We start from the raw sequence: 24,607 nt of genomic DNA on the forward strand, positions 1-24,607 counted from the left end.
TGGGCACTGTAGTCAATGGGTTGCCCAGATTTTGGAAGCGAGAAGGCGGTATTCGTTTTGCTCTTAACTCCTCAGGTACAGCTCCAAAGGAGAGGAGGTGAATGAGCGCAGCGCATAATCTGTTCCCTACAAGCAAAACAAAATGCAGATACGGCTCACGCCTTCTCCCCTTCCACCAGTGCCCCACCCATCAGCCGCACCGCCCACAGAGCCAGCAAGGTCGCCACCAAATCTTCGAGGCCCAGCCCCGCCCAGATCAGTTGATCGGAGAACTTGGGCATCGGCACAAAGCCCGTCGGCGGCCAAATGTTCGTGACGGTAATGGCAACGCCGAGCATGGCCGACAAGTTGAGCCAGGTCATCAAACGGGCGCGGCCAGTGGTGTCGGCAGGACTCGCAAACAGCACCGCGCTGACGGTGTAAAGCGCCAGCCCCGCCGCGATGCCGCCGCCCCAAACCACGAACAGCAGCAGCACGGCAATCGGGTTGGCCGTATCTCCTGCGCCGCTCAAAATCGCCACCACAGTGAGCAGCCACACGGCGGCCCGCAGCGCGATCAGCCACGGATAGATGAGGCGGAACACGCGCAGGCGGGCGTCAGTCAGTTCGGCTGTTTCGCCGCGCAGGAAGTCGCCCAAGAGCACCGTCCAAAGGACCAAGCTGATGGTGGCCAGCACCACGTCCAGCGAGCCGAGCAGCAGATCCGCGCCGGTTCTGCGAAAAGCGTCGTAAATGCCGTAGACAACCAAGGTGACGACTTGCAGCCACAGCGCGGTGAGGGCGGCGCGGCGAGCGGTGAGCGCATTGACAGCTCTCACACGCCGAGTTTTTGCTGGAGCAGTTGACGCACCACGTCCGGTTTGGCCTGACCGCCCAGAGCTTTCATCACGGGGCCGAACAAGGCATTCATGGCTTTGGCATTCCCGGCCTTCACCTTGGCGACGGTGGCGGGGTCGGCCTGCATGGCGGCGTCGATGGCCGCTTCGATTGCGCCGGTATCCGACACGACTGCCAGCCTGCGCTCCTGCACCAGCACGGCAGGGTCAAGGCCAGTCATCACGTCGGGCAGCAGGTCTTTGGCCATTTTGCCGCTGAGGGTTCCGGCGTCGATCAAGCCAACTAGGGACGTGAGGTGAGCGGGTTGCAGCGGCGTGTCTTTGAGGCTCTGCTCACGGGTGGCCAGGTATCCGGCCACGTCTGTCAACAGCCAGTTGGTGAGCTTTTGTGCATCCAAGGGTTGGGCGTCGGCTCCTGACTTAAGCGCTTCATCCAGAAAGCGGCTTTGCGCCGCGTCCATACTCAGCAGCTCAGCGTCGGCGGCGCGGATGCCCAGCGCCAAATAGCGCTCCAACTTCTGCGCGGGGAGCTCCGGCATTCTGGCCCGCACCGCCTCGATCATTTCAGGAGTGATGTTGAGCGGCGGTAGATCCGGCTCGGGGAAGTAGCGGTAATCGGCTTCACCCTCTTTGGTTCTCATCACGAATGTTTTCTGGCCGCCCTCATCCCAACCCATAGTGTCCTGAGTGATGGTGCCACCACCGCTGAGCACCCGCGTTTGGCGGGCAATTTCGTACTCCAGCGAGCGCTGCACACTCCGAAACGAGTTGAGGTTCTTGACTTCCACTTTGGTGCCCCACGGCTCACCAGCTTTGTGAAGGCTCACGTTCACGTCGCAGCGCATCTTGCCTTCCTCGGGGTTGGCCTCGCTGACGCCGAGCGACTGGGCAATCGCCCGAATCTGGGTCAGAAATTCGCGGGCCTGTTCGGGAGTGGTGAGGTCGGCTTCCGTGACCATTTCAATCAGTGGCATTCCGGCGCGGTTGAGGTCAAGCAGGCTGTACGGCGCGTAGGCTGGGTGCATCAGCTTTCCGGCGTCGTCTTCGAGGTGGGCGCGGTTGATGCGGATGCGCTTTCCATTCACGTCTAAAAAGCCGTCGCGGGCAATCGGGCGGTCATACTGCGAGAGCTGGAAGTTTTTGGGGGCGTCGGGGTAAAAGTAGTTCTTGCGGTGAAACTGGGTAAAGCCCGACACGTCGCAGCCGAGCGCCAGCCCGAACATGATCGCCAGATTGACCGCCTCGCGGTTGAGGGTCGGCAGCGTGCCGGGCAGCCCCAGCGTAAACGGATCAATGAAAGTGTTGGGGTCTTTGCCGAAATAATCGGTGCTGCACGCGCTAAAAATCTTGGTGCGGGTATTCAGGTGGAGGTGAACTTCTAAGCCGATCACGGTTTGGTACATGGACTGAGTATAAAGACTGGGGCGGGAGTAAAGCGGGCCGAGTCTTAAACTGCGGCTGTGAAACTTACCGATTGGGCCAGCGTCGCCGCCAATAGCTACAACTTACCAGAAGGTCTGTATCCGCCAGATGCCCTGCCCGAATTGCTGGGAATGCTGGCCTCACCTGACCCAACGGTGCGAGATGAGCAAGCCTACATGACCTTGTCAGAGTGGACGCAGGCGGGACACTTCGACGCCGTATTGGCCGAGCTGGGCGCACGAACGACGGCGCTGCTCCGAGCTCCCGACATTCTGAGCCGCTCGTTTTCGGCGCTGATTTTGGGCGAAGCGGTTCGGCGGGATACCAATTTGCTCCGCGAACAGGGAAAAGAGTTGGCTTTTCGGCTACTTTGGTATCCTTCCGCTCTGGCGGCTTGGCACCACTGGTATCCGAACGAAGCCGATGTGCGCTCGTTTGAGGAAGGCACCGGCTGGATTCACACAGTTGCCCACGGAGCAGACACGGCACTGGCTTTAGCACTGCATCCACAGGCGAGCGCCGCCGACCTCCAACTTATTTTAGACACGCTCACGGCGAGGCTGCGGAGTTTGCCGCTATACCTCTCGCAAACCGAAGATGACCGCTTGGCCCTCGCGGTGCTGGCCGTTCTTTCGCGGCCTGAAGTGACTGTGGAGTACATCAGCAGTTGGCTGGAGAACTACCAAACCCTTTGGGCGAGCTCAGCAGCTGGCCTTATTCCGGCTGGGCCGGTCTTAGCGGTGCGAACACTGCACAGCCTGCATACCCTGTTGCATCTCGGCGCGACCCTCGGCGACGTGACGCTGCACCCCGCTTATTCCGCTGAAACGCTGGAGCTGGTGCAGGAAGCTTTGCGGAGCATTTACCCGTATTATGGTCAGCCCTGAACCAGCCTCAAACCAAAGCTGCTTCCCGCTCTGCCAACTGCCGCGCAATCTCCGCCACCGCTTGCTCGGCGTGAATGCGCCCATTTTCGATAAACACCTGATTGGTTTTGCCCGCGTAACCCGCCGAACCCGCCACGAACAGGCCCGCCACGCTGCTCTCGTGCTGCCCGCTCAGCACCAAGCACTGATCGGGCTGGGTTGCCAAGTCGAGGTCTTCCAAGAAAGCCAGCTTGGGGCGGTAGCCGGTCAGGGCAAAGGTGAAATGGGTCGCAAGCTGCTCGGTGGTGCCGTCCTGGTGCTGCACCAGCACATAGTCGGGGTGAATTTCCACCACCTGCGAATTGAACTGAGCGGCGATGCTGCCGGCTTTGATACGGTTTTCGAGGTCGGGGCGTACCCAGTATTTGATGGTGCTTTTGAGTTCGGGAGCACGCACCACCATCGTCACGTTCGCACCGTTGCGCCACAGATCAAGGGCGGCGTCGGCGGCGCTGTTGCCCGCGCCAATCACGGTGACGTTCAGCTTCCAAAAGGGGTGGCCCTCGGTGTAGTAGTGGCTGACATTCTCGGCGTCCTCACCCGCAATGCCGAGGTGCAGCGGATTGTCGTAGTAGCCGGTGGCGACGATGACGCGCCGGGCTTCCAGCAGATTCATCTCGCCGTCCTGATTTTCGACTTCCAGCGTGAATCCGGCGGGCGCGGCGTGAACTTTGACCACTTCGCTGTACTGGCGGATATTCAAGTTCTCGCGCTGGGCAACCAGGCGGTAATACATCAGCGCGTCTTTGCGGTCAGGTTTGTCGTGACCCGTCACCATCGGGTGACCGCCAATTTCCAGTTCGGGCGCGGTGGTAAAAAAAGTCATGTAGGTGGGGTAATCGAAAATGGCATTGACCACGCAGCCTTTGTCCAGCACGACGTAACTGAGTCCGGCCCGCTTGCAGGCGATGGCGGCGGCCAGGCCGACCGGCCCTGCGCCCACAATGGCAACGTCAATCAGAGAGTTTTGGGTGTTGTGAATGTCTGGCTTCATGGTCAAAATTGTGCCACGCGGCAGCAATCTGAAGGGTAGCCGAGTTCATGAACGGGGCTTGTCTGTTGAAAAAGTGAACAGCCACTCCAGCTCAATCTCTGGGCTTAGACTCTAGGCAGCATGTTCCAGACCCGTCTCGGTCATACCCATTTTGCCTTTGCCGATACCCGCGAACTGCTGGGCCGCGCTTCGGCACAGAAATCCGGCGACGAGTTGGCGGGGTTGGCGGCTCGCAGCGCTCAGGAACGCGAAGCCGCCCGCGCTCTGCTGGCCGATGTGCCGCTGTTGGCCTTGCTGAACGAGCCGCTCATTCCCTACGAAGCCGACGAGATCACCCGCTTGATCGTGGACAGCCACGACGCCCTCGCCTTCGCGCCCATCGCGGGCCTGAGCGTGGGCGAGTTGCGCGACTGGCTGCTGTCGGCCACGCCTGACCAACTCGCAGAAGTGCGCGGCGGCCTGACGCCTGAAATGGTGTCGGCAGTGTGCAAACTGATGCGGAACCAGGACTTGATGCTGGTGGCCAGCCGTTGTGAGGTCGTGACCCGTTTCCGCAACACCCTCGGTTTGCGCGGCCATTTTTCCACGCGGCTGCAACCCAACCACCCCACCGACGACCCCAGAGGCGTGCTGGCTTCCACCCTCGACGGGTTGATGTTCGGCGCAGGTGACGCGGTAATCGGCATCAACCCCGCGCTCGACAACGTGGACGCCTGCACGACCCTGCTGCACCTGCTCGACGAACTGCGTCAGACGCTGGGCATTCCCACCCAGACTTGCGTGCTGACCCACGTCACCAATACTTTGCAGGCCATTGAGCGCGGCGCTCCAGTGGACTTGGTGTTTCAGAGCATTGCTGGGACGCAGGCGGCCAACAAGGGTTTCGGGATTGATCTGGCCCTGCTGGACGAAGCGCACGCCGCCGCGCTGAGCCTGGGACGCGGCAGCGTGTTTGCAAACGAAAGTCGGGGCCAAAATGTCATGTACTTTGAAACCGGACAGGGCAGTGCGCTGAGTGCGGGGGCTCATCACGGCCTCGATCAACAGACCTGCGAGGTGCGGGCCTACGCGGTGGCGAGGCGGTACGCGCCGCTGCTGGTCAATACGGTGGTGGGCTTTATCGGCCCCGAATACCTCTACGACGGCAAGCAGATCATCCGTGCGGGCCTGGAAGACCACTGCGCGGGCAAGCTGATGGGCCTGCCGATGGGCTGCGACGTGTGTTACACCAACCACGCCGAGGCCGATCAGGACGACATGGACGTGCTGCTGACCTTGCTGGCCGCGTCGGGCGTCAACTTCGTGATGGGCGTGCCGGGGGCCGACGACATCATGCTCAATTATCAGTCCACCAGCTTTCACGACGCTTGGTATGTGCGCTCACTTCTGGGCCGCCCGCCCGCGCCGGAGTTCGCCGCTTGGTTGGAGCAGATGGGCCTGACCGAACGCGGCCAGCTCAGCTTGCCAAAAGCCGGAACGCCGCTGCGGGCCGCCCTGCACGAGTTGGGTGCGTGAGCGACGACCTGACCGAGCAGACCCCCTGGCAAGCCCTCCGCGCTTTTACCGAAGCCCGCATCGCTTTGGGCCGTGCCGGAACATCATTGCCAACCCGCGAAGTCCTGAAGTTCAATCAGGCGCACGCCGCCGCCCGTGACGCGGTGTGGACGGAAGCCGACTTTGCGCCGCTGCGCTCTCAGTGGCCCGACGCGCTGGAAATTCGGTCACAAGCTGAGAGCCGCGCCGAGTATTTGCGCCGCCCAGATTTGGGAAGGGCGCTCCATCCTGATTCCAGAGCTGCTTTGCAAGCTCTCAGACCACCCGCGCCGGAGGTGCTCATCGTGGTGGGCGACGGACTGAGCGCTGCTGCTTTGGAACACGCCCCCACACTGCTGAGCGCTCTCCTCCCAGTGCTGGGTGGTCTGCCGACCCGCTTGCTGCTGGCCCACCAATGCCGCGTCGCTCTGGCCGACGAAGCAGGCGAATTGCTGAGTGCGGGGTGCAGCTTGATGATTCTGGGCGAGCGGCCCGGCCTGAGCAGCGCCGACAGCCTAGGCGCATATCTGACCTTCGCACCCCGCCTTGGGCGGCAAGACAGTGAGCGCAACTGTGTTTCCAACATTCGGCCCGGCGGACTGGACATTCACGCGGCGGCACAAAAAATTGCTTTCCTTCTTCGGGAGAGCTTGCGGCGGCAGCTCAGCGGGGTGCAGTTGAAAGATGAAACAGGCAGAGACGAACTCGGCAAAGACGAAAGCGCTAGGGTCATCAGCAATGAATCCCCGCTTTGACGCCCTCTTTGAACAGGTGGTGGCCGAGCATGGGCGCTTTGGCCACCCCGCCCACCTGCATCTGTCTTGGCTGCTGCTAGAAGAAACCGGAGCGCTCGGAGCGCTGGCCGCCTTCAACGCCGGACTGCTGACACTGGCACAGTCGCTGAAGCTCACCGACAAATACAACGCCACCCTGACCACCGCCTTCTTTTTTCTGGTGCTGGAGCGCCGCGTGGCAGGCCAAACGTGGACAGACTTCGCCGCCCAACATTCTGATTTGCTGGACTGGCAGCAGCGGGAAAGGTTTCTTAGCCCTTTTTACGACCTTGCTGAACTCGGCTCGGCAGCGGCTCGGCAAAACTTCTTGATGCCGCACTTGCCACCAAAGGACTTGCTCCTAGAGGAAAAGCCATGAGCTTGACGCTACCCACGCTCCACACTGCCCGCCTGACGGTGCGCCCGCTGAACTTGGCGGACGTGCCTGCCTTCACCGCTTACCACAATGACCCCGAAGTGGCGCTGTACCAGAGTTGGGACATGCCTTATCCGCTGGCGAGAGCCGAGGCACTGGCCCGAGAGATGCAGGTGCTGACTTCCGAATGGGCCACGCTGACGCTAGAGGCAAAAGGCGGTGCAGCGCTGGGCAATCTCAGTGTGCGCTGTACCTCGTACCGCACGGCGGAAGTCGGCTTTACTTTGGCCCGTGCTGAGTGGGGACGCGGCTACGCTCACGAGGGGCTCACCGCACTGCTGAGTTGGCTGTTTGAAGACGAAAGTAGAGGTGGGGCCGAACTTCACCGCGTTCACGCCAGCCTCGACCCGCGCAATGCCCGCAGCGCCGCACTCCTTACACGGGCCAACTTCAGGTTTGAAGGGTGCAGCGTCGCGGCTTACTGGCACCGCCAAAGCTGGACAGACGACGCCCATTACGCCATGCTGCAAAGTGAATGGCACACCCAGCAGGAAGCACTCCGATCATGACCAAACCCCGCATCTTCATTGACGGCGAGGCGGGCACCACTGGCCTGCAAATCCGTGCCCGCTTGGAAGGCCGCCATGATCTGGAGCTGCTGAGCATCAATCCGGCCCGCCGCAAAGACCCGCAGGCCCGCCGCGAACTGCTCAACGCCGCTGACGTGGCGGTGCTGTGCCTCCACGACGATCTGGCCCGCGAAGCGGTGGCCCTGATCGACAACCCACACACGCGGGTGCTGGACGCTTCCAGCGCTCACCGCGTCACGAAAGGCTGGGTTTATGGCTTTCCCGAGCTGACGGCTGGGCAGCCGGAGGCTATTCGCGAGGCCCGCTTGGTCAGCAACGTGGGCTGCTACGCCAGCGCCGCCATCGCCCTATTGCGCCCGCTGACCGACGCAGGACTTCTGCCACACGAGTACCCGGTGAGCGTGCAGGGCTTTTCCGGCTACAGTGGCGGCGGGCGGGCTTTGGTGGACGCCAACGAGCAGGGCAGCGAGCATCCGATGGCCGGGCCATTCAAGAGCTACGCGCTGAACCTCAGTCACAAGCACTTGCCGGAAATGGCCGAGTACGGCGGCCTGAGTACCGCGCCGCTGTTTACCCCGCATGTCGGCGGCTGGCGTCAGGGAATGTTGCTGCAAATTCCGCTGCATCTGGGCGCTCTGGGCGTCAGCACTGATCAACTCAGAGACGCGCTCAGTAAGCATTACGCCGAGCAGCGGTTCGTTTCGGTGGTTCCCAAAGACCAAAATCCGCCCATTCTCGATCCGCAGGCCCTCAACGGCACCAATAAAATGGAGCTGTTCGTGTATGCCAACCCAGACGGCACTCAGGCGCTGCTCGTCTCGCGCTTGGACAACCTCGGCAAGGGAGCCAGCGGCGCGGCGGCGCAGAACCTGGACGTGATGCTGGGCTTAGAAAGCGCTGACCAAGACTATGCGGTGGCAGAAGGCCAGTAAGTCTGATCGTCAAAGCGCGGTGTCTGGAAGCACAGAGTGAGTGGTTTAGGCGGCTCGCTACGCTTTGCAACCCCATGAGCTAAACTGCACTCAGCTTCACAATTCAGGAGGGCCAACATGGCGGGAAAGTTTGTGTTGAAACGTTCAGGCGCGGCCAGTGACGGCTTCATGTTCAACTTGCAGGCTGGAAACGGCCAGGTGGTGCTGACCAGTGAGCGCTACGAGGCCAAAGCCAGCGCCGTTGGCGGCATCGAGTCGGTCAAGGCCAACGCTCCCCACTCTGAGCGTTTTGAGTTGCGTCAGGGCAGTAAGGAGCCATACTTCGTGCTGAAGGCTGCCAACGGGCAGGTCATCGGCGTGGGTGAGCATTACTCTTCGGATAGCGCCGCGCAAGAAGGCATGGCGGCGGTAACGCGGGCCGCTGACGGAGCCGAGACAGACGACCAGACCTAAGCACCAGACGGCGTAAATCAAAAAAAGCCCTACCACGCGGGCAGGGCTAGAAAAGGCAGTTTGTAGTTCAGTAAAACTTGGCGACGCGCTCGACGCTGTGGCGGTGGTGCGGGAAGCCGTCTTCAGCGCGTTTGCCGATGGGCAGCAGTCCGGCAAACTGCACATGCTCCGGCAGGCCCAGCAGTTCCTTGACCTTGTCGGGCTGGAAGCCGAGCATCGGCACGGTGTCGTAGCCGAGACTGCGGGCCGCCAGCATCAGGAAGCCGAAGGCGATGTTGGCCTGCGACAGGCCCCACTGACCGCGCTGGGCCGTGTCCTGGCTCCCGAATGCGCCGTCGAGCGTCTTGCGCTGGCCCGCACGCCCCTCTTCACCCATACCGGGGTGGGCGGTTTCCTCGGCGGTGTTCATGGTGTTTTCCATATCGCTGTAGACCACGATCACGGCGGGCGCATTGGTCACCTGCGGCTGTCCGTAGGCGGCAACCTGCAACTGCTCTTTGAGTTCTGGCGTCTGCACCACCGCAAAGCGCCAGGTCTGCACATTCCAGGCACTCGGGGCGAGGGTGGCCAGGCGGATAATTTCGTGCAAATCACCTTGATCCATAGGTTCCTGCACGAATTTGCGGATGCTGCGGCGGGTTTCGATGGCTTCTTTGAGAGTAGAGGCTTTGATGCTGGCGGGCTGAATCATGGTTGCGGTCATGACGCTACATTAGGTCAACTAGTTTGAAAAGTCAAGCACTGTGAAGTGCCCACCAATTTGCCACCAGAAGGCGTGTATACTTCTGGGTATGATACAAGAACAGCACGGTACGTTTTGTCCGGTCTACCGGGCCATCGGCGTGTTGCAAGAAAAGTGGGTGCTGCATATCGTGCGCTCACTGCTGGGCGGCCCCAAAGGCTTTAACGAGCTGTCGCGGGCCATCGGCGGTTGCAACAGCGCCACGCTGACGCAGCGCTTGGAGGGTCTGGAGCATCTGGGCATCATCAGCAAGGCCACCGACCAAGAAGCGCAGGGCAAACTGGCCCGCAGCATTTATACCCTCACTCCGGCGGGCCAAGAGTTACAGCAAGTCATTGACGCCATCGGCAACTGGGCAGGAGCGCATCTCAGCGAAGAAGTGATCAAGACGCCCTGCGCGGGCTGAGTCAGATTCGCGGTTCTTTGAAGCAAGACAATGAAAGAACAAATGAGCCGCTGAAGTGGAGTATTTCGCACAGCGGCACTTTGCTGTCTGCGCTGAAGACCACCCATCACTGACGCTTCCCCAGTCCCCGCTTATACTGCTCTGATGACCCTCCTTGACATGATCGGGCCGGTGATGATCGGGCCGAGCAGCAGCCACACCGCCGGGGCTTGCCGAATTGGGCAAGTGGCGCGGCAACTGCTGGGCCAAATTCCCACACACGCCGAAATCGGCCTGCATGCCAGTTTCGCCAAAACCGGCAAAGGGCACGGCACCCACTTCGCCCTGATCGCCGGGCTGCTCGGCTACGCGCCGGACGACGCCCGTTTACCGCGTGCCTTTGAGGAAGCCGCCAGCGCCGATCTAGTTTTCAACTTTGAAACGGCGGATCTGGGCGACGTGCATCCCAACTCGGCGCGGATCACCGTCAGCGGCAACGGTCAGACGGTGACAGTGGTCGGCTCCAGCACTGGGGGCGGCGTGATTGAGATTATCCGGGTGGACGGCTTTAAGGTCAGCTTTTCCGGCGGGGCCTTTACCCTGCTGACCCGCTACCACGACGCGGTGGGCGTGATCGCCAAAATCGCTGGGCTGCTGGCCGCCGATCAGGTCAACATCGCCGCGCTGACCTGTGACCGCGACAAACGCGGCGGCAACGCCATGCTGTGCGTGGAGCTCGATCAGTCGTTGGGGGAGGCGGCGCAAAAATTTCTGCTGAGCTGGCCGGGGATGGACTGGGTGCGGATGGTGCGGCCAGTCATGGACGCCGGGATCGTTGCGCCCGTGCTGCTGGGGACGACAGCGTGACCTTAGACGAAATTCTGAATGCGCCTTCGCCCGCCTCGCAGTGGGTGCTGGACAGCGACTGCGCCGAGAACGGCCTGAGTCCGGCCATCGTCAAAGAAGCCATGCGCTCGCGGATTGCCGAGATGCGCGACAGCGTGGAGCGCGGGCTGGCCTCCGCCGCGCCGAGCATCACCGGCATGGTCGGCTGGAACGCCAAGGGGCTGTGGGACGCGCCGGACGTGCTGCAAGCGCCGCTGCTCAGGCGGGTACAGGCTTACGCTATGGCCGTCAACGAGGAAAACGCCCGGATGGGCCGGATCGTCGCCGCGCCGACAGCGGGCAGCGCCGGAACCATTCCGGGGGCGCTCCTGGGCGTGGCCGACCATTTGAAGATTTCGGATGACGACCTGGTGATGCCGATGGTGCTGGCGGCGGGCGTGGGCAAAGCCATCAGCAAGCAGATGTTTATCAGCGGCGCGGCGGGCGGCTGTCAAGCTGAAATCGGTTCCAGCGCGGCCATGGCGGCGGCGGCCGTCACCGAACTGCTGGGCGGGTCTTCACGCGCCTGCGTCCACGCGGCGGCCATGGCGCTGATGAACACCATCGGGCTGGTCTGCGATCCGGTGGGCGGCTATGTGGAAGTGCCGTGCGTCTCTCGCAACGCCTTTTTTGCCGTTCACGCGGTCAGCTCGGCGCAGTTGGCACTCAGCAACTTAGAGAGCTTCATTCCGCCCGACGAGGTGATCTCGGCAATGGCGCAGGTCGGGCGGATGATGCCTTTGGAGTTGCGCGAAACGGCGGAAGGCGGGCTGGCGCAAACGCCGACGGGCTTGGCGGTCACGGCGAGGATGGAAGGGAAATAGGCAGAGGGCACTCAAGGCGTTCTATGTTCCGGCGCTCTTAAATCCCCAGCAGTTGCCTGAGTTCGGCGTGCGAGTTGACCACGCGCTCGGCTCCAGCTTCTAACAGGGCGTCGGCGTACACTTGATGCCCGCCCCCCGCGAAGCCCCAGCTGGTTGCGCCCGCGCTGAGGCCCGCTGCTAGGCCCGATAAGCTGTCTTCCACCACGACGCAGCGCTGAATGTCGACGCCCAGTTGCTCGGCGGCGTGCAAGTACAGATCTGGCAACGGCTTGCCCAGCCCACTGACAGTGGACGGATCGTAAGCGTGAGCGCCGAGTAACTCCGCCAAGCCAGTGGCCTTTAGCTTGAGTTGCAACTTATCGCGGGTGCTGTTGCTGGCCACCGCGAACGGCATGCCCGCCGCTTTCAAGGCTTCTAAAGTTTGCTTTGCGCCGGGCACTTCGCCCACCTTCGCAAACGCTTCGGCCAGCCGCTGGGTCAGGGCTTGCTCGAATTCGGGGGTGCGCTTCCAAGCGTGATCGCGCTCCAAATTGGCGTAGAGGTTGGACGCCGTGTGGCCGACTGCCCGCGCCATGTAGTCGCCGTGATCCAAAGTGAGGCCGTGATCGCTGAGGGTTTGCACCCAGACTTGCCCCGAAACCACTTCGCTGTCTACCAGCACACCGTCCATATCAAAAAGAACCGCATCAAAGATCATGCGGCCAGTCTAGGTGAACAAAGCTGACGGCTTGCCCACCGTAAACTGTCAGCGGCGAGGTATCCGGCAAGCTGACCACCACTTCTCCCCCGCTCAACTCGGCGGCGGCGCTCAGCAGCGGGGCGTCCACCGCTTCGTCCAGCGTGCCCCACAAATGTACTGCGCCGGCTTGCCACAGCAGCGCTCCCACCGTCTCGCTGCCCGCGTAAGCCATCAGCAGCACAGCGTCAGGTGAGCTTTCTAACCGCGCCGCAAGATGCCGCGAGATCGGGGTGGCCCACTCCGGTTGCCCGTGCGCTTCGGCCAGTACCGCCGCCCAGCGCGGCAGGTGCAGGCGCGAGGTCTGCTCGACCTGAATGGCGCTGGGCAGAGGCAGCGCCCCAAAAGTGCCCACCCGCAGATGCCCCGCTTCGCCCCTATCTCCCAGCACGGCCCGCAGCGCAGGCACACCGTATTCGCTGGCCCAAGTGCTGGCAGCACTGAGCGTCACTTCGTCCAAGTCGTCTGCCGCGTAGAGAGCGTTCGCGCCGAGCAGATTCACGCTGGGCGACAGCAGCGACTCCCCTGCGGCCCAGCCATGCGAATACAGGGCCAGCGGACGGAAGTAATCCAGCAGACTTTGGAGCGCGGGCGGCAAGTCGGGGGAACGGGGCATCTCCTCAGGCTAACTCGTACCGGGCTGCCAACACAGCGCCCCAATCCATTTCAGCAGACTGGGGCGCTTGTTCATGGAGCTGTTTCAGTCCATCGCGGTGGCGAGCGAGAGTTCCGACTGCGTCACGTCCGCGCCGAGGCCGCGCAGGCGCTCGGCAAAGCGCTCATAGCCCCGGTTGATGTACTGCATCCCGTCGATGATGGTGTCGCCCTCGGCGGCGAGTGCGGCCACGATGAGCGCCCCGCCCGCGCGGATGTCGGCGGCCTTGACGGGTGCGCCGTGAACCCGTCCGCCCTGAATGATCTGGGTGTGTTCGCTGACCTGAATCTGTGCGCCCATCCGGTTGAGTTCGACGACGTGCGTCAGGCGGTCAGGATAAATTTTGTCCACGACGATGCTGGTGCCGGGCACGGTGGCCAGCAGGGCGCTCATCTGCGGCTGCACGTCGGTGGGAAAGCCCGGAAACTCGAGGGCGGTGACGCTGATGGGCTTCAGGGCGGCGCGGGTGGCGTCCACGGTAATAAAGTCGCCAGATTCCAAAATGCTGACGCCCATCTCGGTGAGCTTCATGCTGACGGCCCGCAGGTGAGCCGGGCGCACGCCGGTCAGGGTGATGTGGCTGCGGGTGGCGGCGGCGGCCAGCATGATGGTTCCGGCCTCGATGCGGTCGGGGATGATGGTGTATTCGCCGCCGCGCAGCGAGCCGACGCCCTGCACGGTGATGGTGTTGGTGCCCGCGCCGCGAATATCCGCGCCCAGCGAGTTGAGGAAATTGATCATGTCCACCACGTCGGTGTCGATGCTGGCATTTTCCAAAATGACTTGGCTGCTGCCCAGCACCCCCGCCAAAATGGCGTTTTGGGTCGCGCCCACCGTCAGCATCTCGAAGACGTAGGAACCGCTCAGCGGACGGGTTCGCAGCGCCGCGAAATTGCCGCCCTCCTCGTCCATCTCGATGCCCAGCGCCCTAAAGGCCTTGACATGCTGATCCACCGGCCGGTAGCCGAAGGCGCAGCCGCCGGGCATACTCACGGTGGCTTCTCCGGCGCGGGCGATGAGGGAGCCCATCACAATGAAGCTGGCCCGCATTTTGCTGACCAAAGCGTAAGGCGCGGTGGTGTTGAGAATTTCGGGGGTGTGCAAGGTCACGCTGTTGGGGCCGACCCAAGCGTGCTGAGCGCCGAGGTGGCCCACGATATCCAAGATGGTGTAGATATCAGAGAGGCGCGGAATCCCGTGCAACGTCACCGGTTCACGGCTCAGCAGCGCCGCGACAATAATCGGCAGCGCTGCATTTTTGCTGGGTTGAACCGCGAATTCGCCGCTGAGGATGCGGCCACCGGTGATATGCAGAGGAGTTACTTGCAGCATGGATGTGTCCTTTTTGACGGCGCAGGGGCCGGAGATAAGTCAGCGTAAAGTCGAGCTTGAAGCGGCGGAGAGAAAGAAGGAAAAGAATCTTGAGTTTGCTCCGTCCGCGTTTCCCTGTTGCATCTTACACACCTTACTCACTGTGAGTCCAGTAGTGGTGTGAAGATGGCCGCTGCGCCGTCCAGACAACTTGCCGAAATGTCCCGGCCCTTAAGCTTTTCTGAAGGCGGTGTTTGAACCTGAATCGTGCCTCAATGCTGCGAATTGAGTGGAGACTCAGCACTATTAGCTGATTTGTAAGGCTCTGGAAAGTGAGCCAATTTAAACTGCATTTCAGAATGACTTTTAGCTGCGACTGCGAACACCTCGATTCTGCTGCCCTCAGCGGCGATTGGCTGCTGTTCAGCTCGTCCGGGCACGTCACCAAGCGGTTGACCTGGCTGTGCGGCGCGGCCCAGCGGCACGGCGGCGGCCCCGGCTGGCACTTCACGGGCAGCGCCGAGCAGTTGAGCGCCCAATTCGGGGCCATCTCGGAAGCGCTCAAAGCCAGCGAATGGGCGCAGGTACAAGTCTTGCCGGTGCGGGATGGTCAGCCCCTTTACTGGCAGGCCGCGACGTTGCCGCAGTGGCTGACACGCGCTCAAACCACTTGGTTTCCGGAGGCCCTCTCTCACCTGAAGGTGGCTTTTCAGCCGGTATTCGATCTCAGGAGCGGCGCAGTCTTCGGGTTCGAAGCGCTGATCCGCGCCCAAGTCGGGCAGCGGCTTTACGGCGCGGGAGAACTCCTGGGCGCGGCCCCGGCGCACGGCGGCCTGCACCTGTTTGACCGGCAGGCCCGGCAAGCGGCGATTCGGCAAGGCGCGGCGCTCACCAAGAGCGGCAACCTGCTCATCAACTTTATGCCGGGGGTGGTGTATGACCCCGAAGTTTGTTTGAATACCACTTTCGCCGCCTGCCGAGAAAGCGGCATTGATCCGGCGCGGCTCATTTTCGAGGTGGTGGAAACCGATCATTTCCCCGATTTGGAACTGCTCCGCAGCGTGCTGGACCGCTACCGCCGCGAGGGAATGCAGGTGGCGCTCGACGACCTCGGCGCAGGCCAGAGCAGCTTGATGTATTTGGAAGCCTTGCGGCCCGACTTGGTCAAGCTCGATAAAAGCCTGCTGATCGGTATTACGCCCGACGACCCGCGCACCGCTTTGGTGGGAGCGCTGATTCGCTACGCCCACGAACTCGGCGTGCAGGTGGTGGCCGAGGGACTGGAAACGGCCAGTGAACTCGCAGCCGCCACCGCTTTGGGAGCCGATTTGGGGCAAGGCTACGGCCTGGGCCGTCCCACCTTCGAGCGCAATCTTGCGGCTGAAGCGGCCGCCTGCCAGCAGATTCAGGGGCAGGAACAACCATCCAACTATGGTAGTGATTCAGGAACCGCCGCGCTTTCCATTACGCCTCCAACATAAGCGCTATCATCGGGCCATGACCGCCGCCCAACCCACCGACGCCCCAGCCCTGAGCCTTCTCAAATCGGTGTGGGGCTACGATCAGTTCCGGGGCGTGCAGGCCGACATTGTGCGGGCGGTGACAAACGGCGAAAACGCGCTGGTGCTGATGCCCACCGGCGGCGGCAAGAGCTTGTGCTATCAGGTGCCGAGCTTGCTGCGGCGCGGGGTGGGCGTGGTGGTCAGCCCGCTGATCGCTCTGATGAAAGACCAGGTGGACGCTCTGCGCCAAAACGGAGTGCGGGCCGCTTACCTCAACAGCAGCCTGAGTTTACAAGGGGTGCGTGAAGTCGAAGCGGCGCTGATAGCCGGTGAGCTTGACCTGCTGTATGTCGCGCCGGAGCGCCTGCTGATGCCGCGCATGCTGGAACTGCTCGAACAGGCCGAAGTCGCTCTCTTTGCCGTTGACGAGGCGCACTGTGTCAGTCAGTGGGGCCACGATTTCCGGCCTGAATATCAGGGGCTGGGCGTGCTGCAAGAGCGCTTCCCGGCCCTGCCGCGTCTGGCTCTGACTGCCACCGCCGACGAGCGCACCCGCGCCGATATCATTCAGGTGCTGGGCCTGCAAGGTGCCCACCTGTTTGTCAGCAGCTTCGACCGGCCCAATATCCAGTACCGCATTCAGCAAAAAGGAGTGGGCAAGGCTGGCCCCAAGTCCGAGTTGCTGGCCTTCATTCAGGCCGAACACCCCAAGGAAGCAGGCATCGTCTACTGCTTATCGCGCAAAAGTGTGGAAGAAACCGCCGAGTGGCTGGGTAAGCAGGGGGTAGAAGCCTTGCCGTACCACGCCGGACTCGCGCCGCGTGAGCGCAACTCGGCTCAGGAAAGGTTCCTGCAAGAAGAAGGCCTGATCGTGGTCGCTACCGTCGCCTTCGGGATGGGCATCGACAAATCCAATGTGCGGTTCGTGGCGCACCTCGATTTGCCCAAAAGCATGGAAGGCTACTACCAGGAAACCGGACGCGCCGGACGCGACGGCCTGCCCAGCACCGCTTGGATGACCTACGGCCTGGCGGACGTGGTCAACGTGCGCCGGATGCTGGCCCAAAGCGACGCGCCGGAGCACATCAAGCGGGTGGAAGCCAGCAAACTCGACGCGCTCTTGGCCTACTGCGAAACCGCAACGTGCCGCCGTCAGGTGCTGCTGACCTACTTTGGCGAAGACTTGGCCGAGCCGTGCGGCAACTGCGACACCTGCCTGAACCCGCCGCAGACCTTTGACGCGACCAGGCCCGCGCAGATGGCGCTGTCGGCGGCGATCCGCACCGGCAACCGCTTCGGCGCGGCGCACCTGACCGACGTGCTGCTGGGCAACCTCACCGAGCGGGTCAGCGGGCTGGGCCACCACCAGTTGCCCACTTTCGGCGTCGGCAAAGCGCTGCCGGAGCGGGCCTGGCGCAACATCATCCGGCAACTGGTGGCGCTGGGCTACCTCACCACCGACGCCGCCGGCCATGGCTCACTAATCGCCTCGGGCAAGTCGCGGCCCCTGCTGAAAGGCGATCAGACCTTGTGGCTGCGCGAAGAAATGCTGACCACACCCAGCAAAGCAAAGAAGGATCGCCGCAACTCCGCGCCCGTGAGTGCTGGAGCCGGCAGCCTATTTGAAGCGCTGCGTGCCCTGCGTCTCAAGCTCTCCCGCGAAGGTGAGGTGCCGCCCTACGTAATTTTTCACGACGCCACCCTCAGGGAAATGGCCGAGCGCCGCCCGACTTCACTGGCGGTGCTGGGCACCATCGGCGGTGTCGGCACCCGCAAACTGACGCAGTACGGCGAGGCGTTCTTGGAGGTGCTGCGCAGCGATGTTGCGCCCGCTGAAGAACTGGGTGCAAAGCAGAACAATACCTTGCTGAGTATTTTGAACCGCAAGCCAGACGGTGAAACTGGGCCGAGCGCCGCCCTGCCTGCGGGCCGCTTGTTCTCGCAGACGGTGGCCAGCACTACTCCCGACTCAGGCGTGGCCGAGCGGCTGCGCGAACTGCGGCGTACACTGGCAAAGGAGCGTGACATCAGCGCCTTTTTGATTTTCCCAAACGCCACGCTGGACGTTTTGGCCGAGCGCCAGCCGCGCAGCGTGGCCGAACTTCACGGCCTAGCAGGCATGGGCGAGAAGCGCATCGACGCTTACGGCGAGCAGATCGTGGCGGCGATTTTGGGTTCAGTGGACGGTTGAGCGCCGCACTGGACTTTTCCCGCTGAGCCGTTAGGATACCTGAGGAACAAAGTCAACCCAACGTCCCAGCGCGGCTGACCACTGCTTTTTGGTGGGCTTGCCGTTTCGGTGTACCGGAAGTTGGCAGGGGGGAATACATGAATGGACGGCGGACATCAAGCGGCGTTTCTTTCGAATCTGGGCGGAGAACTGCACGGCCCGCCAAGGCGCTCTTTATAGGTCTGGCGCTCGCGCTGGGAGCTTGTGCCCAGCCCGGCCCCGGCACCAACCCCAAACCGGAAAACCGCGAACTGGGCGAGAACGTCAAGGTCTTTGATCCCAGCATGTCCACCGCCGATATTCAGGCAGCGGTGGACGCTGTCAAGGCCCAGCAGCTCAACGCCGAGTTTGGCAGTGGCCGCTACGCCCTGTTCTTCAAGCCCGGCACTTACGGCACGCCCGACAAGCCGCTGCTGATCGATGTCGGCTACTACACCGAGGTCGTGGGCCTGGGCCGCACGCCGAATGACGTGGTCATCAACGGCCACGTCAACGTCTACAACCGCTGCCTAGGGACCGGCACTGACGGCAAACCCAGCAACTGCATCGCTTTAGACAACTTCTGGCGCTCAGCGTCCAACATGACCATCAAGGTGGCGGGCGGCGAAGGCTGTCAGGCGGCCACCAATTTCTGGGCAGTCTCGCAGGCGGCTCCGCTGCGGCGCATGAATGTGGTGGGCAAATTCAGCCTCATGGATTACTGCTCGGCTGGCCCGCAGTACGCCAGCGGCGGCTTTATTGCCGATTCCAGATTCAGCGGAACCGACGCGGTGGTCAACGGCTCACAGCAGCAGTTCTATGTCCGCAACAGCGAAGTTCCCGGCTGGTCGAACGGCGTTTGGAATCAGGTGTTTTCCGGCGTCACAGGAGCGCCCGCCACCAATTTCGGCACGCTTTCCAGCGACGGCAAAACGCTGGGCACCTACACCACGCTGCCCACCACGCCCGTCTCGCGCGAAAAGCCGTACTTGTACCTGGACAGCAGCGGCGCTTATCAGGTGTACGTGCCGGCCACCCGGCAAAACACCAGTGGCGTGAGCTGGGGCAGCGGCGCGGAAAGTGATGGGCGCAGCCTGCCGCTGACTTCCTTCTTCATCGCCCGGCCCACCGACAGCGCAGTGGCCATCAACGCGGCGCTGTCGGGCGGGCGCAATGTGCTGTTTACACCGGGCATCTATACCGTCAGCCAGAGCATTCAAATCACCAAGGCCAATACCGTCGTGCTGGGACTGGGCCTCGCCACCCTGACGACCCAGAACGGAGCCGTGCCGATGAGGGTCGCTGACGTGGACGGCGTGGACATCGCCGGACTGACCTTTGACGCCGGAGCTGTGAACTCCCCCACGCTGCTCAAAATCGGCACCACCAGTGCGGGCGGCTCGCTCACCAATCCGGTGGCGCTGCACGATGTGTTTTTCCGCATCGGCGGGCCGCACCTCGGCAAGGCCAGCAACAGCCTAGAAGTCAACCGCTCAGGTACGCTGCTCGATCACCTGTGGGTCTGGCGGGCCGATCACGGTACGGGCGTGGGCTGGGACAGCAACACCGCCGACCACGGCGTGATCGTCAACGGCAACGATGTCACCGCCACCGGCTTATTTGTCGAGCATTTCCAGAAAGAAGAAGTCCTCTGGAACGGTGAGCGCGGCAAGACCATTTTCTTCCAAAACGAAATGCCGTATGACCCGCCCAATCAGGCCGCCTGGAAAAATGGCCCCGCGCTGGGCTACGCCGCCTACAAAGTGGCCGACTCGGTGCAAAACCACGAGGGCTGGGGCATGGGCAGCTACATTTTCATGAATGTCGATCCCAGCGTTCACGCCAGCACCGCCTTCAGTGTGCCGCTCAGTGCCGGCGTCAAGCTCCACAGCCTCCTGACGGTGCAGCTCAACAAAGGCATGGGCATCATCGACCACGTGGTCAACCAGATGGGCGACCCTGTGACCGGCGACGCCGCCACCGGCAAGCCTGCCGGAACCCCCAGCATGGTCATCAACTTCCCCTGAACCTGTTCTGAAAAAAGCGTGGCCCGCCCCAGATGAATGGCGGGCCGCGCTTTTTGGTGACTGCGGTGGGAACACCCCAAATCCGAGACTTATCCTCAGGCCATGACGCTTATCACTGGCCTCGACCACATCCAGATTGAAGCACCGGCTGGCTGCGAGGACGCTGCCCGCACTTTTTTCGGCGGATTTCTGGGCTTGCCGGAACTGCAAAAGCCCCCCGTATTGGCCGCACGCGGCGGCGTCTGGTTCGCCTTGTCCGACGGACGCCAACTGCATATCGGCGTGACAAAGGACTTTGTGGCGCGGGAAAAAGGCCACCCCGCGCTGCGCTGTGCCGACTTGGACGCCTTCACGCGGCGGGCGGCGACGTTCGGTGTTTCGGTTCAGACCGACACTGAACTGGCTCCGCTGCGGCGGGTCTTTTTGGCCGATCCTTGGGGCAACCGCTTGGAAGTGGTGGAGCGGCCCACCTGAGCGCAGAGCCACCCAACCGACAAAGCAGCTGAGCCGAGCGCTTTAGAATGCTCGGCATGACTTTATCCGAACAACCCAACAAACCCCGCGAGATCAGCCGCGACGAATTGGTGGCCTGGCTGGGCGATTACCTCCAGATCAGCGCTTTCAAAGACCCCAGCTTAAACGGCCTGCAAATTGAAGGTGCGCCCATGATTCGCCGGATTGCCGCCAGCGTGGACACCAGCGCCCGCAGCCTGCAAGACGCTGCCGACAGCGGAGCCGACCTCCTGCTGGTGCATCACGGCCTATTTTGGGGCCAGCCGCTTGCCGTGACCGGCCCGCACGCCCGCCGCCTCCAGATTGCCCTGAGTGCAGGCCTCAATCTCTACGCCGCGCATATTCCGCTGGACGCCCACCCCGAAGTCGGCAACAACGCCATGATCGCGAGCGCCCTGAGCGTGCAAAATTTGGAGCCGTTCGGCGAGTGGGCCGGCGGCAAAATCGGGCTGGCCGGCGACTTGCCGTTTACCCAGACCCTGCAAGACTTCGCTGACCGGGTGCAAAAGCTGACCGGCGAAATCTGCCTCGTTCACGGCGGCGGCTCGCCCAACGTGGAGCGGCTGGGCATTCTCAGCGGCAGCGGAGCTGGAAGTATTGCCGAGGCCGCCGCAATGGGCTTAGACACCGTACTGACCGGCGAACCCGAACACAAATACTTCCACGACGGCTTCGAGTACGGCGTGAACGTGCTCTATGCCGGACACTACGAAACCGAAGTCTTCGGGGTGCGGGCGCTGGCTGCCAAAATTGAAGACGAATTCGGAATTCCGTGGCAGTTCTTGCACCTTCCGACGGGGCTTTGAGAGTGGCAAAACAGCTGGCGGTTGACGTTTTAGAAGCGGAACTCAACTCCCTCCCTCCCTCCGCAGAGGAAAAATGACCGGCCTTTTCATCTCCTTTGAAGGCCCCGAAGGCTCCGGCAAATCCACCCAGATCACCCGCCTAGCGGCCCGATTGGAAGCGGCGGGGGTCAGCCACACGCTTACCCGCGAACCGGGCGGCACGCCGCTGGGCAGCCGCATCCGCGAGATCGTGCTGCTCGACCCCGACCTGGACGTCAATCCGCTCTCCGAATTTCTGCTTTACAGCGCCAGTCGCGCCCAACTGGTGCAGGACGTGATTCGGCCCTGTTTACAACTCGGCGAGGTGGTGATCTGCGACCGCTACGCTGACAGCAGCGCCGCTTATCAGGGCGCGGGGCGCGGCTTGGATCCCCGCTTGGTCGGAGACGTGACTTGGGAAGTCACCGGAGGACTGCTGCCTCACATCACTGTGCTGCTCGACCTCGATCCGGCGGTGGGCCTTGGGCGGGCGGCGGCGCGGGGGCAGCCTGACCGCTTGGAGCGTGCCGACTTGGCCTTCCACATGCGGGTCAGGCAGGGCTTTTTGAATATCGCCGCCAACGCGCCGGAGCGCTTTTTGGTGCTGGACGCCGCCCAGAGTGCCGACATCTTGGAGCAGCAGATTTGGCAAGCCGTCAAAGCCACCTTGCTGGCGATGGGCAAAAGCGCCGAGCTGTGAAGCCAGCGCCGATTGCTTCCTTGCAAAATCCCCAGCTCAAGCGCCTCGTGCGGCTGCGAGATCGGCGCGAACGGCTCAGAGAAGGCGTTTTTCTGATCGAGGGCGCACGCGAACTCAGCCGCGCCCTTCAAGCAGGTGTACTGCTCGAACAGGTTTTTACCTGCCCCGAACTCCACAGCCCCGAAGCCCGCGATTTGCCTTGGGCCAGCTTGCCGGTCAGCGAACCCGCCACAGAACTCAGCCGGGCCGCGTTTGAAAAAGTCAGTGGACGAGAAGGCCCCGATGGGGTGTTGGCGGTGGCCCGCAGCGAGCCGCGCCCTCTGCCCGAACCGCTTGGGAGCGCCGCCGTGCTGGTCTTGGACGGCTTGGAGAAACCCGGCAACGTCGGTGCGCTGCTGCGAACCGCCGACGGCGCGGGAGCGCACGCCACCTTGCTGGTCGGCGACGGCCTAGACTTGGGCAACCCCAATTTGATCCGCGCTTCTCAGGGGAGCGTGTTTACTCAGCCCACTGCCGCGCTGAGTCAGGCAGACGCGCTGAGTTGGCTGCGGGAGCACGGCTTTACCTTGCTGGCCTGCACCCCACACGCCGCCCAGACCTACTGGGACGCGCCGCTTTCAGGCCGGGTGGCGCTGCTGCTGGGCACCGAACACACCGGACTCAGCGCATTCTGGCAAGAAGCCGCCGACCTTCACCTCTCTATCCCGATGCTGGGTCAGGCTGACAGCCTGAATGTAGCCACCGCGGGGGCGTTGGTGCTGTATGAGGCTTTGCGTCAACGGGCGGGCCGCCAGCCGCTAGAATAACCGCACCAATGCTGACTTTCTCTCGTTTTTTTCTCTCTCCTCGCCTGATCCATAAGGCCCGACCATGACCGACTCTTACCGTGAATGGCTCAGGCTGCAACTGGCCGCCGAAGTCGGCGTGCGTGAGGCCGAGCAGACGATTGAAAGCTCCATCGTGCGCCGGGGCTGGCCTGCCATGCGTCCGCTGGGATCGCGGGACGTGGTGGCGGTGTTGCAAGACGTGTACACCAGCTTCCGCAATACCATGGGCGACGCCCGCGCCGACCGCTGGCTGGAAGGCGCGACCACAGCGCTGGCTTCGTTTGCCGAATTGACGCCCAGCCCTGCTCCGGCCAGCACCGGCACCATCGCGCCCGCGCCGGGGCCAGTACGCTGGGGCCGGCGTGCCCACGATTTGCCGCTGCTGCTGGCCCGCGCCCACGCCGAAATCGCGGTTCGGAGTTTGGAGGGCATTCGGGCCAATCCTGACCTCAAGAACTTGGAACGCGCCGCTGAATGGGACGTGCAGGCCACCCAAGCCGAGGTGCGGCGCTGGGAAACCGAAGAACTGCTCAGCAATTTGCGGGCCGATCACGCCCGCGTCGAGGTGGCCGACCAGGTTCGCAGCGCCCGCTCTCAGCGCGAAGTGCTGCGCCTGACGGTCGAAGAAGTCGAGGGCGAAGCCAGAGCAGGGCGCAAAGTCGGGCCGCAGATGGCCCACAACAAACTGATGCTCTCGCAGACCGACGCCTTTTTGGACGCCTTCGCGCCGCTGATTGACGAAACGGTGGCCGCAGAAGACCCCAAGGCCCCCACCATCAATTTGGATTCCTCACGCTTTGCGCTGGCGGTGCCGATGCACCCCAACGTGCTGCGGGCCCGCCACCAACTCAATTACGCCGAGTGGCAAGCTGGGGGCGTCAATGACGGCAGGGTACAAAACGCCCGCGCCGCCCTCGTTCAAGCCGAGCGCGAGGCCACCGCCCAGACTGAAAACACTTTGGGAGCCGCCCGCGCCCACCAAGCCGCCTTTCAGCAACTGATGAACCGTTTCCACGACGCCCAGCTAGGCCACGCCCAACTCAGCCGCTCGGGGGCGGACGCTCTGACATTGGCCCGCCATTCTTTTGACGCCGAGCAAGCTCGCCTCGCCGCCCGCGTGCAGGCACACCGCTTAAGCGAGGCGCTGAAGCTGCTGTACGCGCTGACGGGGAATGCAGAGTAAGGCCAGGGAAAGCCTGATCATTCATCAAGCGCCTCTAAGCCGCAGCTCTCCAATGCTTCACAAACGATCTGGCGGTCTGCGGGGTGAAAATCAACATACTCAATTGCCAATACCTCTATATCCTCAGTGAATCTGGGATAGAGTCTTTTCGCTTGAGTGATTGCTTCCAGAACTTCCTTTAAGGTCAGAGAATCTATGGTTTTCTCTCGGTATGCTTGATAATCCTCAAATTCCACTATTGGCCCGATTGGCCCGATTGGCCCGATAAGTGAGAGTACCTTGGTGTATTGATCTATACGCCCCCTACTTGAGAAGTGTCCACTCTTGAATAAAAACCTTACCGTTTGTACCTCATTGAGAGGAAGCGAAGAGCAGATCATGCTATTAACTATACAAAAGCCAGATTGATTCATCCAAAATAACAATTCCTAATCATCAAAAAAAGCGAC

General features: G+C 62.4%; 26 protein-coding genes. 18 read left to right on the top strand and 8 right to left on the bottom strand.

Features of this window, described 5'->3' with window-relative positions:
- Positions 1–155: 155 nt before the first annotated feature.
- Together FNU79_RS06700 and gatB are read right to left on the bottom strand one after the other, a co-directional pair.
- Positions 156–818: a hypothetical protein gene (locus tag FNU79_RS06700; protein WP_143720118.1), complete on the bottom strand. Its 663-nt coding sequence runs from the start codon at positions 816–818 to the stop codon at positions 156–158.
- Entirely contained in the window at positions 815–2,239 is a 1,425-nt protein-coding gene (gatB, locus tag FNU79_RS06705) for an Asp-tRNA(Asn)/Glu-tRNA(Gln) amidotransferase subunit GatB (RefSeq protein WP_143720119.1), read from the bottom strand. Before gatB ends, FNU79_RS06700 begins: the two co-directional genes overlap by 4 nt.
- A 57-nt stretch (positions 2,240–2,296) precedes the next feature.
- On the opposite strand from gatB, the gene FNU79_RS06710 reads away from it, so the two are divergent.
- Complete coding sequence (locus tag FNU79_RS06710; protein WP_143720120.1) at positions 2,297–3,145, top strand: DUF2785 domain-containing protein; 849 nt, start codon at positions 2,297–2,299, stop codon at positions 3,143–3,145.
- Positions 3,146–3,152: 7 nt separating this feature from the next.
- On the opposite strand, the gene FNU79_RS06715 is transcribed toward FNU79_RS06710, so the two are convergent.
- Positions 3,153–4,178: a YpdA family putative bacillithiol disulfide reductase gene (locus FNU79_RS06715; RefSeq protein ID WP_143720121.1), complete on the bottom strand. Its 1,026-nt coding sequence runs from the start codon at positions 4,176–4,178 to the stop codon at positions 3,153–3,155.
- Positions 4,179–4,298: 120 nt separating this feature from the next.
- On the opposite strand from FNU79_RS06715, the gene FNU79_RS06720 reads away from it, so the two are divergent.
- From FNU79_RS06720 to FNU79_RS06745, 6 genes are all read left to right on the top strand, one after another.
- Entirely contained in the window at positions 4,299–5,693 is a 1,395-nt protein-coding gene (locus FNU79_RS06720; RefSeq protein ID WP_143720122.1) for an ethanolamine ammonia-lyase subunit EutB, read from the top strand.
- Entirely contained in the window at positions 5,690–6,466 is a 777-nt protein-coding gene (gene eutC, locus FNU79_RS06725; protein ID WP_143720123.1) for an ethanolamine ammonia-lyase subunit EutC, read from the top strand. Before FNU79_RS06720 ends, eutC begins: the two co-directional genes overlap by 4 nt.
- On the top strand, positions 6,450–6,863 hold the full coding sequence (locus tag FNU79_RS06730; protein ID WP_143720124.1) for a hypothetical protein: 414 nt from the start codon (positions 6,450–6,452) through the stop codon (positions 6,861–6,863). Before eutC ends, FNU79_RS06730 begins: the two co-directional genes overlap by 17 nt.
- Positions 6,860–7,429 carry a GNAT family N-acetyltransferase gene (locus FNU79_RS06735; protein WP_143720125.1) on the top strand — a complete coding sequence of 190 codons (570 nt, stop codon included), beginning with the start codon at positions 6,860–6,862 and terminating at the stop codon, positions 7,427–7,429. Before FNU79_RS06730 ends, FNU79_RS06735 begins: the two co-directional genes overlap by 4 nt.
- Entirely contained in the window at positions 7,426–8,382 is a 957-nt protein-coding gene (argC, locus tag FNU79_RS06740) for an N-acetyl-gamma-glutamyl-phosphate reductase (RefSeq protein WP_143720126.1), read from the top strand. Before FNU79_RS06735 ends, argC begins: the two co-directional genes overlap by 4 nt.
- A 132-nt stretch (positions 8,383–8,514) precedes the next feature.
- Positions 8,515–8,835, top strand: coding sequence for a YegP family protein (locus tag FNU79_RS06745; RefSeq protein WP_225429923.1), 321 nt, complete (start codon positions 8,515–8,517; stop codon positions 8,833–8,835).
- 67 nt (positions 8,836–8,902) lie between these two features.
- Here FNU79_RS06745 and FNU79_RS06750 read toward each other — a convergent pair whose 3' ends face one another.
- Complete coding sequence (locus FNU79_RS06750; protein WP_143720128.1) at positions 8,903–9,538, bottom strand: nitroreductase family protein; 636 nt, start codon at positions 9,536–9,538, stop codon at positions 8,903–8,905.
- An 88-nt stretch (positions 9,539–9,626) separates the two neighbouring features.
- Between FNU79_RS06750 and FNU79_RS06755 the strand changes: the two genes are divergently transcribed.
- The 3 genes from FNU79_RS06755 (at position 9,627) to FNU79_RS06765 (ending at position 11,671) form a co-directional block, all read left to right on the top strand.
- Positions 9,627–9,983: a winged helix-turn-helix transcriptional regulator gene (locus FNU79_RS06755; RefSeq protein ID WP_143720129.1), complete on the top strand. Its 357-nt coding sequence runs from the start codon at positions 9,627–9,629 to the stop codon at positions 9,981–9,983.
- A gap of 144 nt (positions 9,984–10,127) precedes the next feature.
- Entirely contained in the window at positions 10,128–10,829 is a 702-nt protein-coding gene (sdaAB, locus tag FNU79_RS06760) for an L-serine ammonia-lyase, iron-sulfur-dependent subunit beta (RefSeq protein ID WP_143720130.1), read from the top strand.
- Positions 10,826–11,671, top strand: coding sequence for an L-serine ammonia-lyase, iron-sulfur-dependent, subunit beta (locus FNU79_RS06765; RefSeq protein ID WP_164473424.1), 846 nt, complete (start codon positions 10,826–10,828; stop codon positions 11,669–11,671). The genes sdaAB and FNU79_RS06765 overlap by 4 nt, the downstream gene beginning before the upstream one ends.
- 37 nt (positions 11,672–11,708) lie before the next feature.
- Here FNU79_RS06765 and FNU79_RS06770 read toward each other — a convergent pair whose 3' ends face one another.
- The 3 genes from FNU79_RS06770 to murA form a co-directional block, all read right to left on the bottom strand.
- The gene (locus tag FNU79_RS06770; RefSeq protein ID WP_143720131.1) at positions 11,709–12,368 is read right to left on the bottom strand and encodes an HAD family hydrolase; all 660 of its coding nucleotides are present in this window, start codon (positions 12,366–12,368) and stop codon (positions 11,709–11,711) included.
- Complete coding sequence (locus tag FNU79_RS06775; protein ID WP_143720132.1) at positions 12,358–13,023, bottom strand: hypothetical protein; 666 nt, start codon at positions 13,021–13,023, stop codon at positions 12,358–12,360. Before FNU79_RS06775 ends, FNU79_RS06770 begins: the two co-directional genes overlap by 11 nt.
- A gap of 84 nt (positions 13,024–13,107) precedes the next feature.
- Positions 13,108–14,391, bottom strand: coding sequence for a UDP-N-acetylglucosamine 1-carboxyvinyltransferase (gene murA, locus FNU79_RS06780; RefSeq protein WP_143720266.1), 1,284 nt, complete (start codon positions 14,389–14,391; stop codon positions 13,108–13,110).
- A gap of 341 nt (positions 14,392–14,732) precedes the next feature.
- On the opposite strand from murA, the gene FNU79_RS06785 reads away from it, so the two are divergent.
- The 8 genes from FNU79_RS06785 (at position 14,733) to FNU79_RS06820 (ending at position 24,158) form a co-directional block, all read left to right on the top strand.
- Positions 14,733–15,854 carry an EAL domain-containing protein gene (locus FNU79_RS06785; protein WP_143720133.1) on the top strand — a complete coding sequence of 374 codons (1,122 nt, stop codon included), beginning with the start codon at positions 14,733–14,735 and terminating at the stop codon, positions 15,852–15,854.
- A 16-nt stretch (positions 15,855–15,870) separates the two neighbouring features.
- Positions 15,871–18,066, top strand: a complete 2,196-nt coding sequence (gene recQ / locus FNU79_RS06790; RefSeq protein WP_143720134.1) for a DNA helicase RecQ — start codon at positions 15,871–15,873, stop codon at positions 18,064–18,066.
- A gap of 137 nt (positions 18,067–18,203) precedes the next feature.
- Positions 18,204–20,111 carry a glycosyl hydrolase family 28-related protein gene (locus FNU79_RS06795; protein WP_143720135.1) on the top strand — a complete coding sequence of 636 codons (1,908 nt, stop codon included), beginning with the start codon at positions 18,204–18,206 and terminating at the stop codon, positions 20,109–20,111.
- A gap of 102 nt (positions 20,112–20,213) precedes the next feature.
- Positions 20,214–20,585: a VOC family protein gene (locus FNU79_RS06800; protein WP_143720136.1), complete on the top strand. Its 372-nt coding sequence runs from the start codon at positions 20,214–20,216 to the stop codon at positions 20,583–20,585.
- Between the two features lie 56 nt (positions 20,586–20,641).
- Positions 20,642–21,430, top strand: a complete 789-nt coding sequence (locus FNU79_RS06805; protein ID WP_241191288.1) for a Nif3-like dinuclear metal center hexameric protein — start codon at positions 20,642–20,644, stop codon at positions 21,428–21,430.
- 73 nt (positions 21,431–21,503) lie between these two features.
- A complete protein-coding gene (gene tmk, locus FNU79_RS06810; RefSeq protein WP_143720137.1) occupies positions 21,504–22,148 on the top strand; it encodes a dTMP kinase in 645 nt (214 codons plus the stop codon).
- Complete coding sequence (locus tag FNU79_RS06815) at positions 22,145–22,954, top strand: TrmH family RNA methyltransferase (protein WP_143720138.1); 810 nt, start codon at positions 22,145–22,147, stop codon at positions 22,952–22,954. The genes tmk and FNU79_RS06815 overlap by 4 nt, the downstream gene beginning before the upstream one ends.
- A gap of 64 nt (positions 22,955–23,018) precedes the next feature.
- Positions 23,019–24,158 (top strand): hypothetical protein, encoded by a 1,140-nt coding sequence (locus tag FNU79_RS06820; protein WP_143720139.1) that lies wholly within the window; start codon positions 23,019–23,021, stop codon positions 24,156–24,158.
- 17 nt (positions 24,159–24,175) lie between these two features.
- On the opposite strand, the gene FNU79_RS06825 is transcribed toward FNU79_RS06820, so the two are convergent.
- Positions 24,176–24,538, bottom strand: a complete 363-nt coding sequence (locus FNU79_RS06825) for a hypothetical protein (protein WP_143720140.1) — start codon at positions 24,536–24,538, stop codon at positions 24,176–24,178.
- Between the last annotated feature and the right edge of the window lie 69 nt (positions 24,539–24,607).

Origin of the sequence: Deinococcus detaillensis (genome assembly GCF_007280555.1) — a bacterium.
Classification (GTDB): domain Bacteria; phylum Deinococcota; class Deinococci; order Deinococcales; family Deinococcaceae; genus Deinococcus; species Deinococcus detaillensis.

What these genes read in the sequence shown, in the direction of transcription:
- gatB (WP_143720119.1), bottom strand. Translation starts at nt 2,239, where the DNA reads ATGTACCAAACCGTGATCGGCTTAGAAGTTCACCTCCACCTGAATACC.
- FNU79_RS06715 (WP_143720121.1), bottom strand. Translation starts at nt 4,178, where the DNA reads ATGAAGCCAGACATTCACAACACCCAAAACTCTCTGATTGACGTTGCC.
- FNU79_RS06720 (WP_143720122.1), top strand. Translation starts at nt 4,299, where the DNA reads ATGTTCCAGACCCGTCTCGGTCATACCCATTTTGCCTTTGCCGATACC.
- FNU79_RS06730 (WP_143720124.1), top strand. Translation starts at nt 6,450, where the DNA reads ATGAATCCCCGCTTTGACGCCCTCTTTGAACAGGTGGTGGCCGAGCAT.
- FNU79_RS06735 (WP_143720125.1), top strand. Translation starts at nt 6,860, where the DNA reads ATGAGCTTGACGCTACCCACGCTCCACACTGCCCGCCTGACGGTGCGC.
- argC (WP_143720126.1), top strand. Translation starts at nt 7,426, where the DNA reads ATGACCAAACCCCGCATCTTCATTGACGGCGAGGCGGGCACCACTGGC.
- FNU79_RS06750 (WP_143720128.1), bottom strand. Translation starts at nt 9,538, where the DNA reads ATGACCGCAACCATGATTCAGCCCGCCAGCATCAAAGCCTCTACTCTC.
- FNU79_RS06755 (WP_143720129.1), top strand. Translation starts at nt 9,627, where the DNA reads ATGATACAAGAACAGCACGGTACGTTTTGTCCGGTCTACCGGGCCATC.
- sdaAB (WP_143720130.1), top strand. Translation starts at nt 10,128, where the DNA reads ATGACCCTCCTTGACATGATCGGGCCGGTGATGATCGGGCCGAGCAGC.
- FNU79_RS06770 (WP_143720131.1), bottom strand. Translation starts at nt 12,368, where the DNA reads ATGATCTTTGATGCGGTTCTTTTTGATATGGACGGTGTGCTGGTAGAC.
- FNU79_RS06775 (WP_143720132.1), bottom strand. Translation starts at nt 13,023, where the DNA reads ATGCCCCGTTCCCCCGACTTGCCGCCCGCGCTCCAAAGTCTGCTGGAT.
- FNU79_RS06785 (WP_143720133.1), top strand. Translation starts at nt 14,733, where the DNA reads ATGACTTTTAGCTGCGACTGCGAACACCTCGATTCTGCTGCCCTCAGC.
- recQ (WP_143720134.1), top strand. Translation starts at nt 15,871, where the DNA reads ATGACCGCCGCCCAACCCACCGACGCCCCAGCCCTGAGCCTTCTCAAA.
- FNU79_RS06795 (WP_143720135.1), top strand. Translation starts at nt 18,204, where the DNA reads ATGAATGGACGGCGGACATCAAGCGGCGTTTCTTTCGAATCTGGGCGG.
- FNU79_RS06800 (WP_143720136.1), top strand. Translation starts at nt 20,214, where the DNA reads ATGACGCTTATCACTGGCCTCGACCACATCCAGATTGAAGCACCGGCT.
- FNU79_RS06805 (WP_241191288.1), top strand. Translation starts at nt 20,642, where the DNA reads ATGACTTTATCCGAACAACCCAACAAACCCCGCGAGATCAGCCGCGAC.
- tmk (WP_143720137.1), top strand. Translation starts at nt 21,504, where the DNA reads ATGACCGGCCTTTTCATCTCCTTTGAAGGCCCCGAAGGCTCCGGCAAA.
- FNU79_RS06820 (WP_143720139.1), top strand. Translation starts at nt 23,019, where the DNA reads ATGACCGACTCTTACCGTGAATGGCTCAGGCTGCAACTGGCCGCCGAA.
- FNU79_RS06825 (WP_143720140.1), bottom strand. Translation starts at nt 24,538, where the DNA reads ATGATCTGCTCTTCGCTTCCTCTCAATGAGGTACAAACGGTAAGGTTT.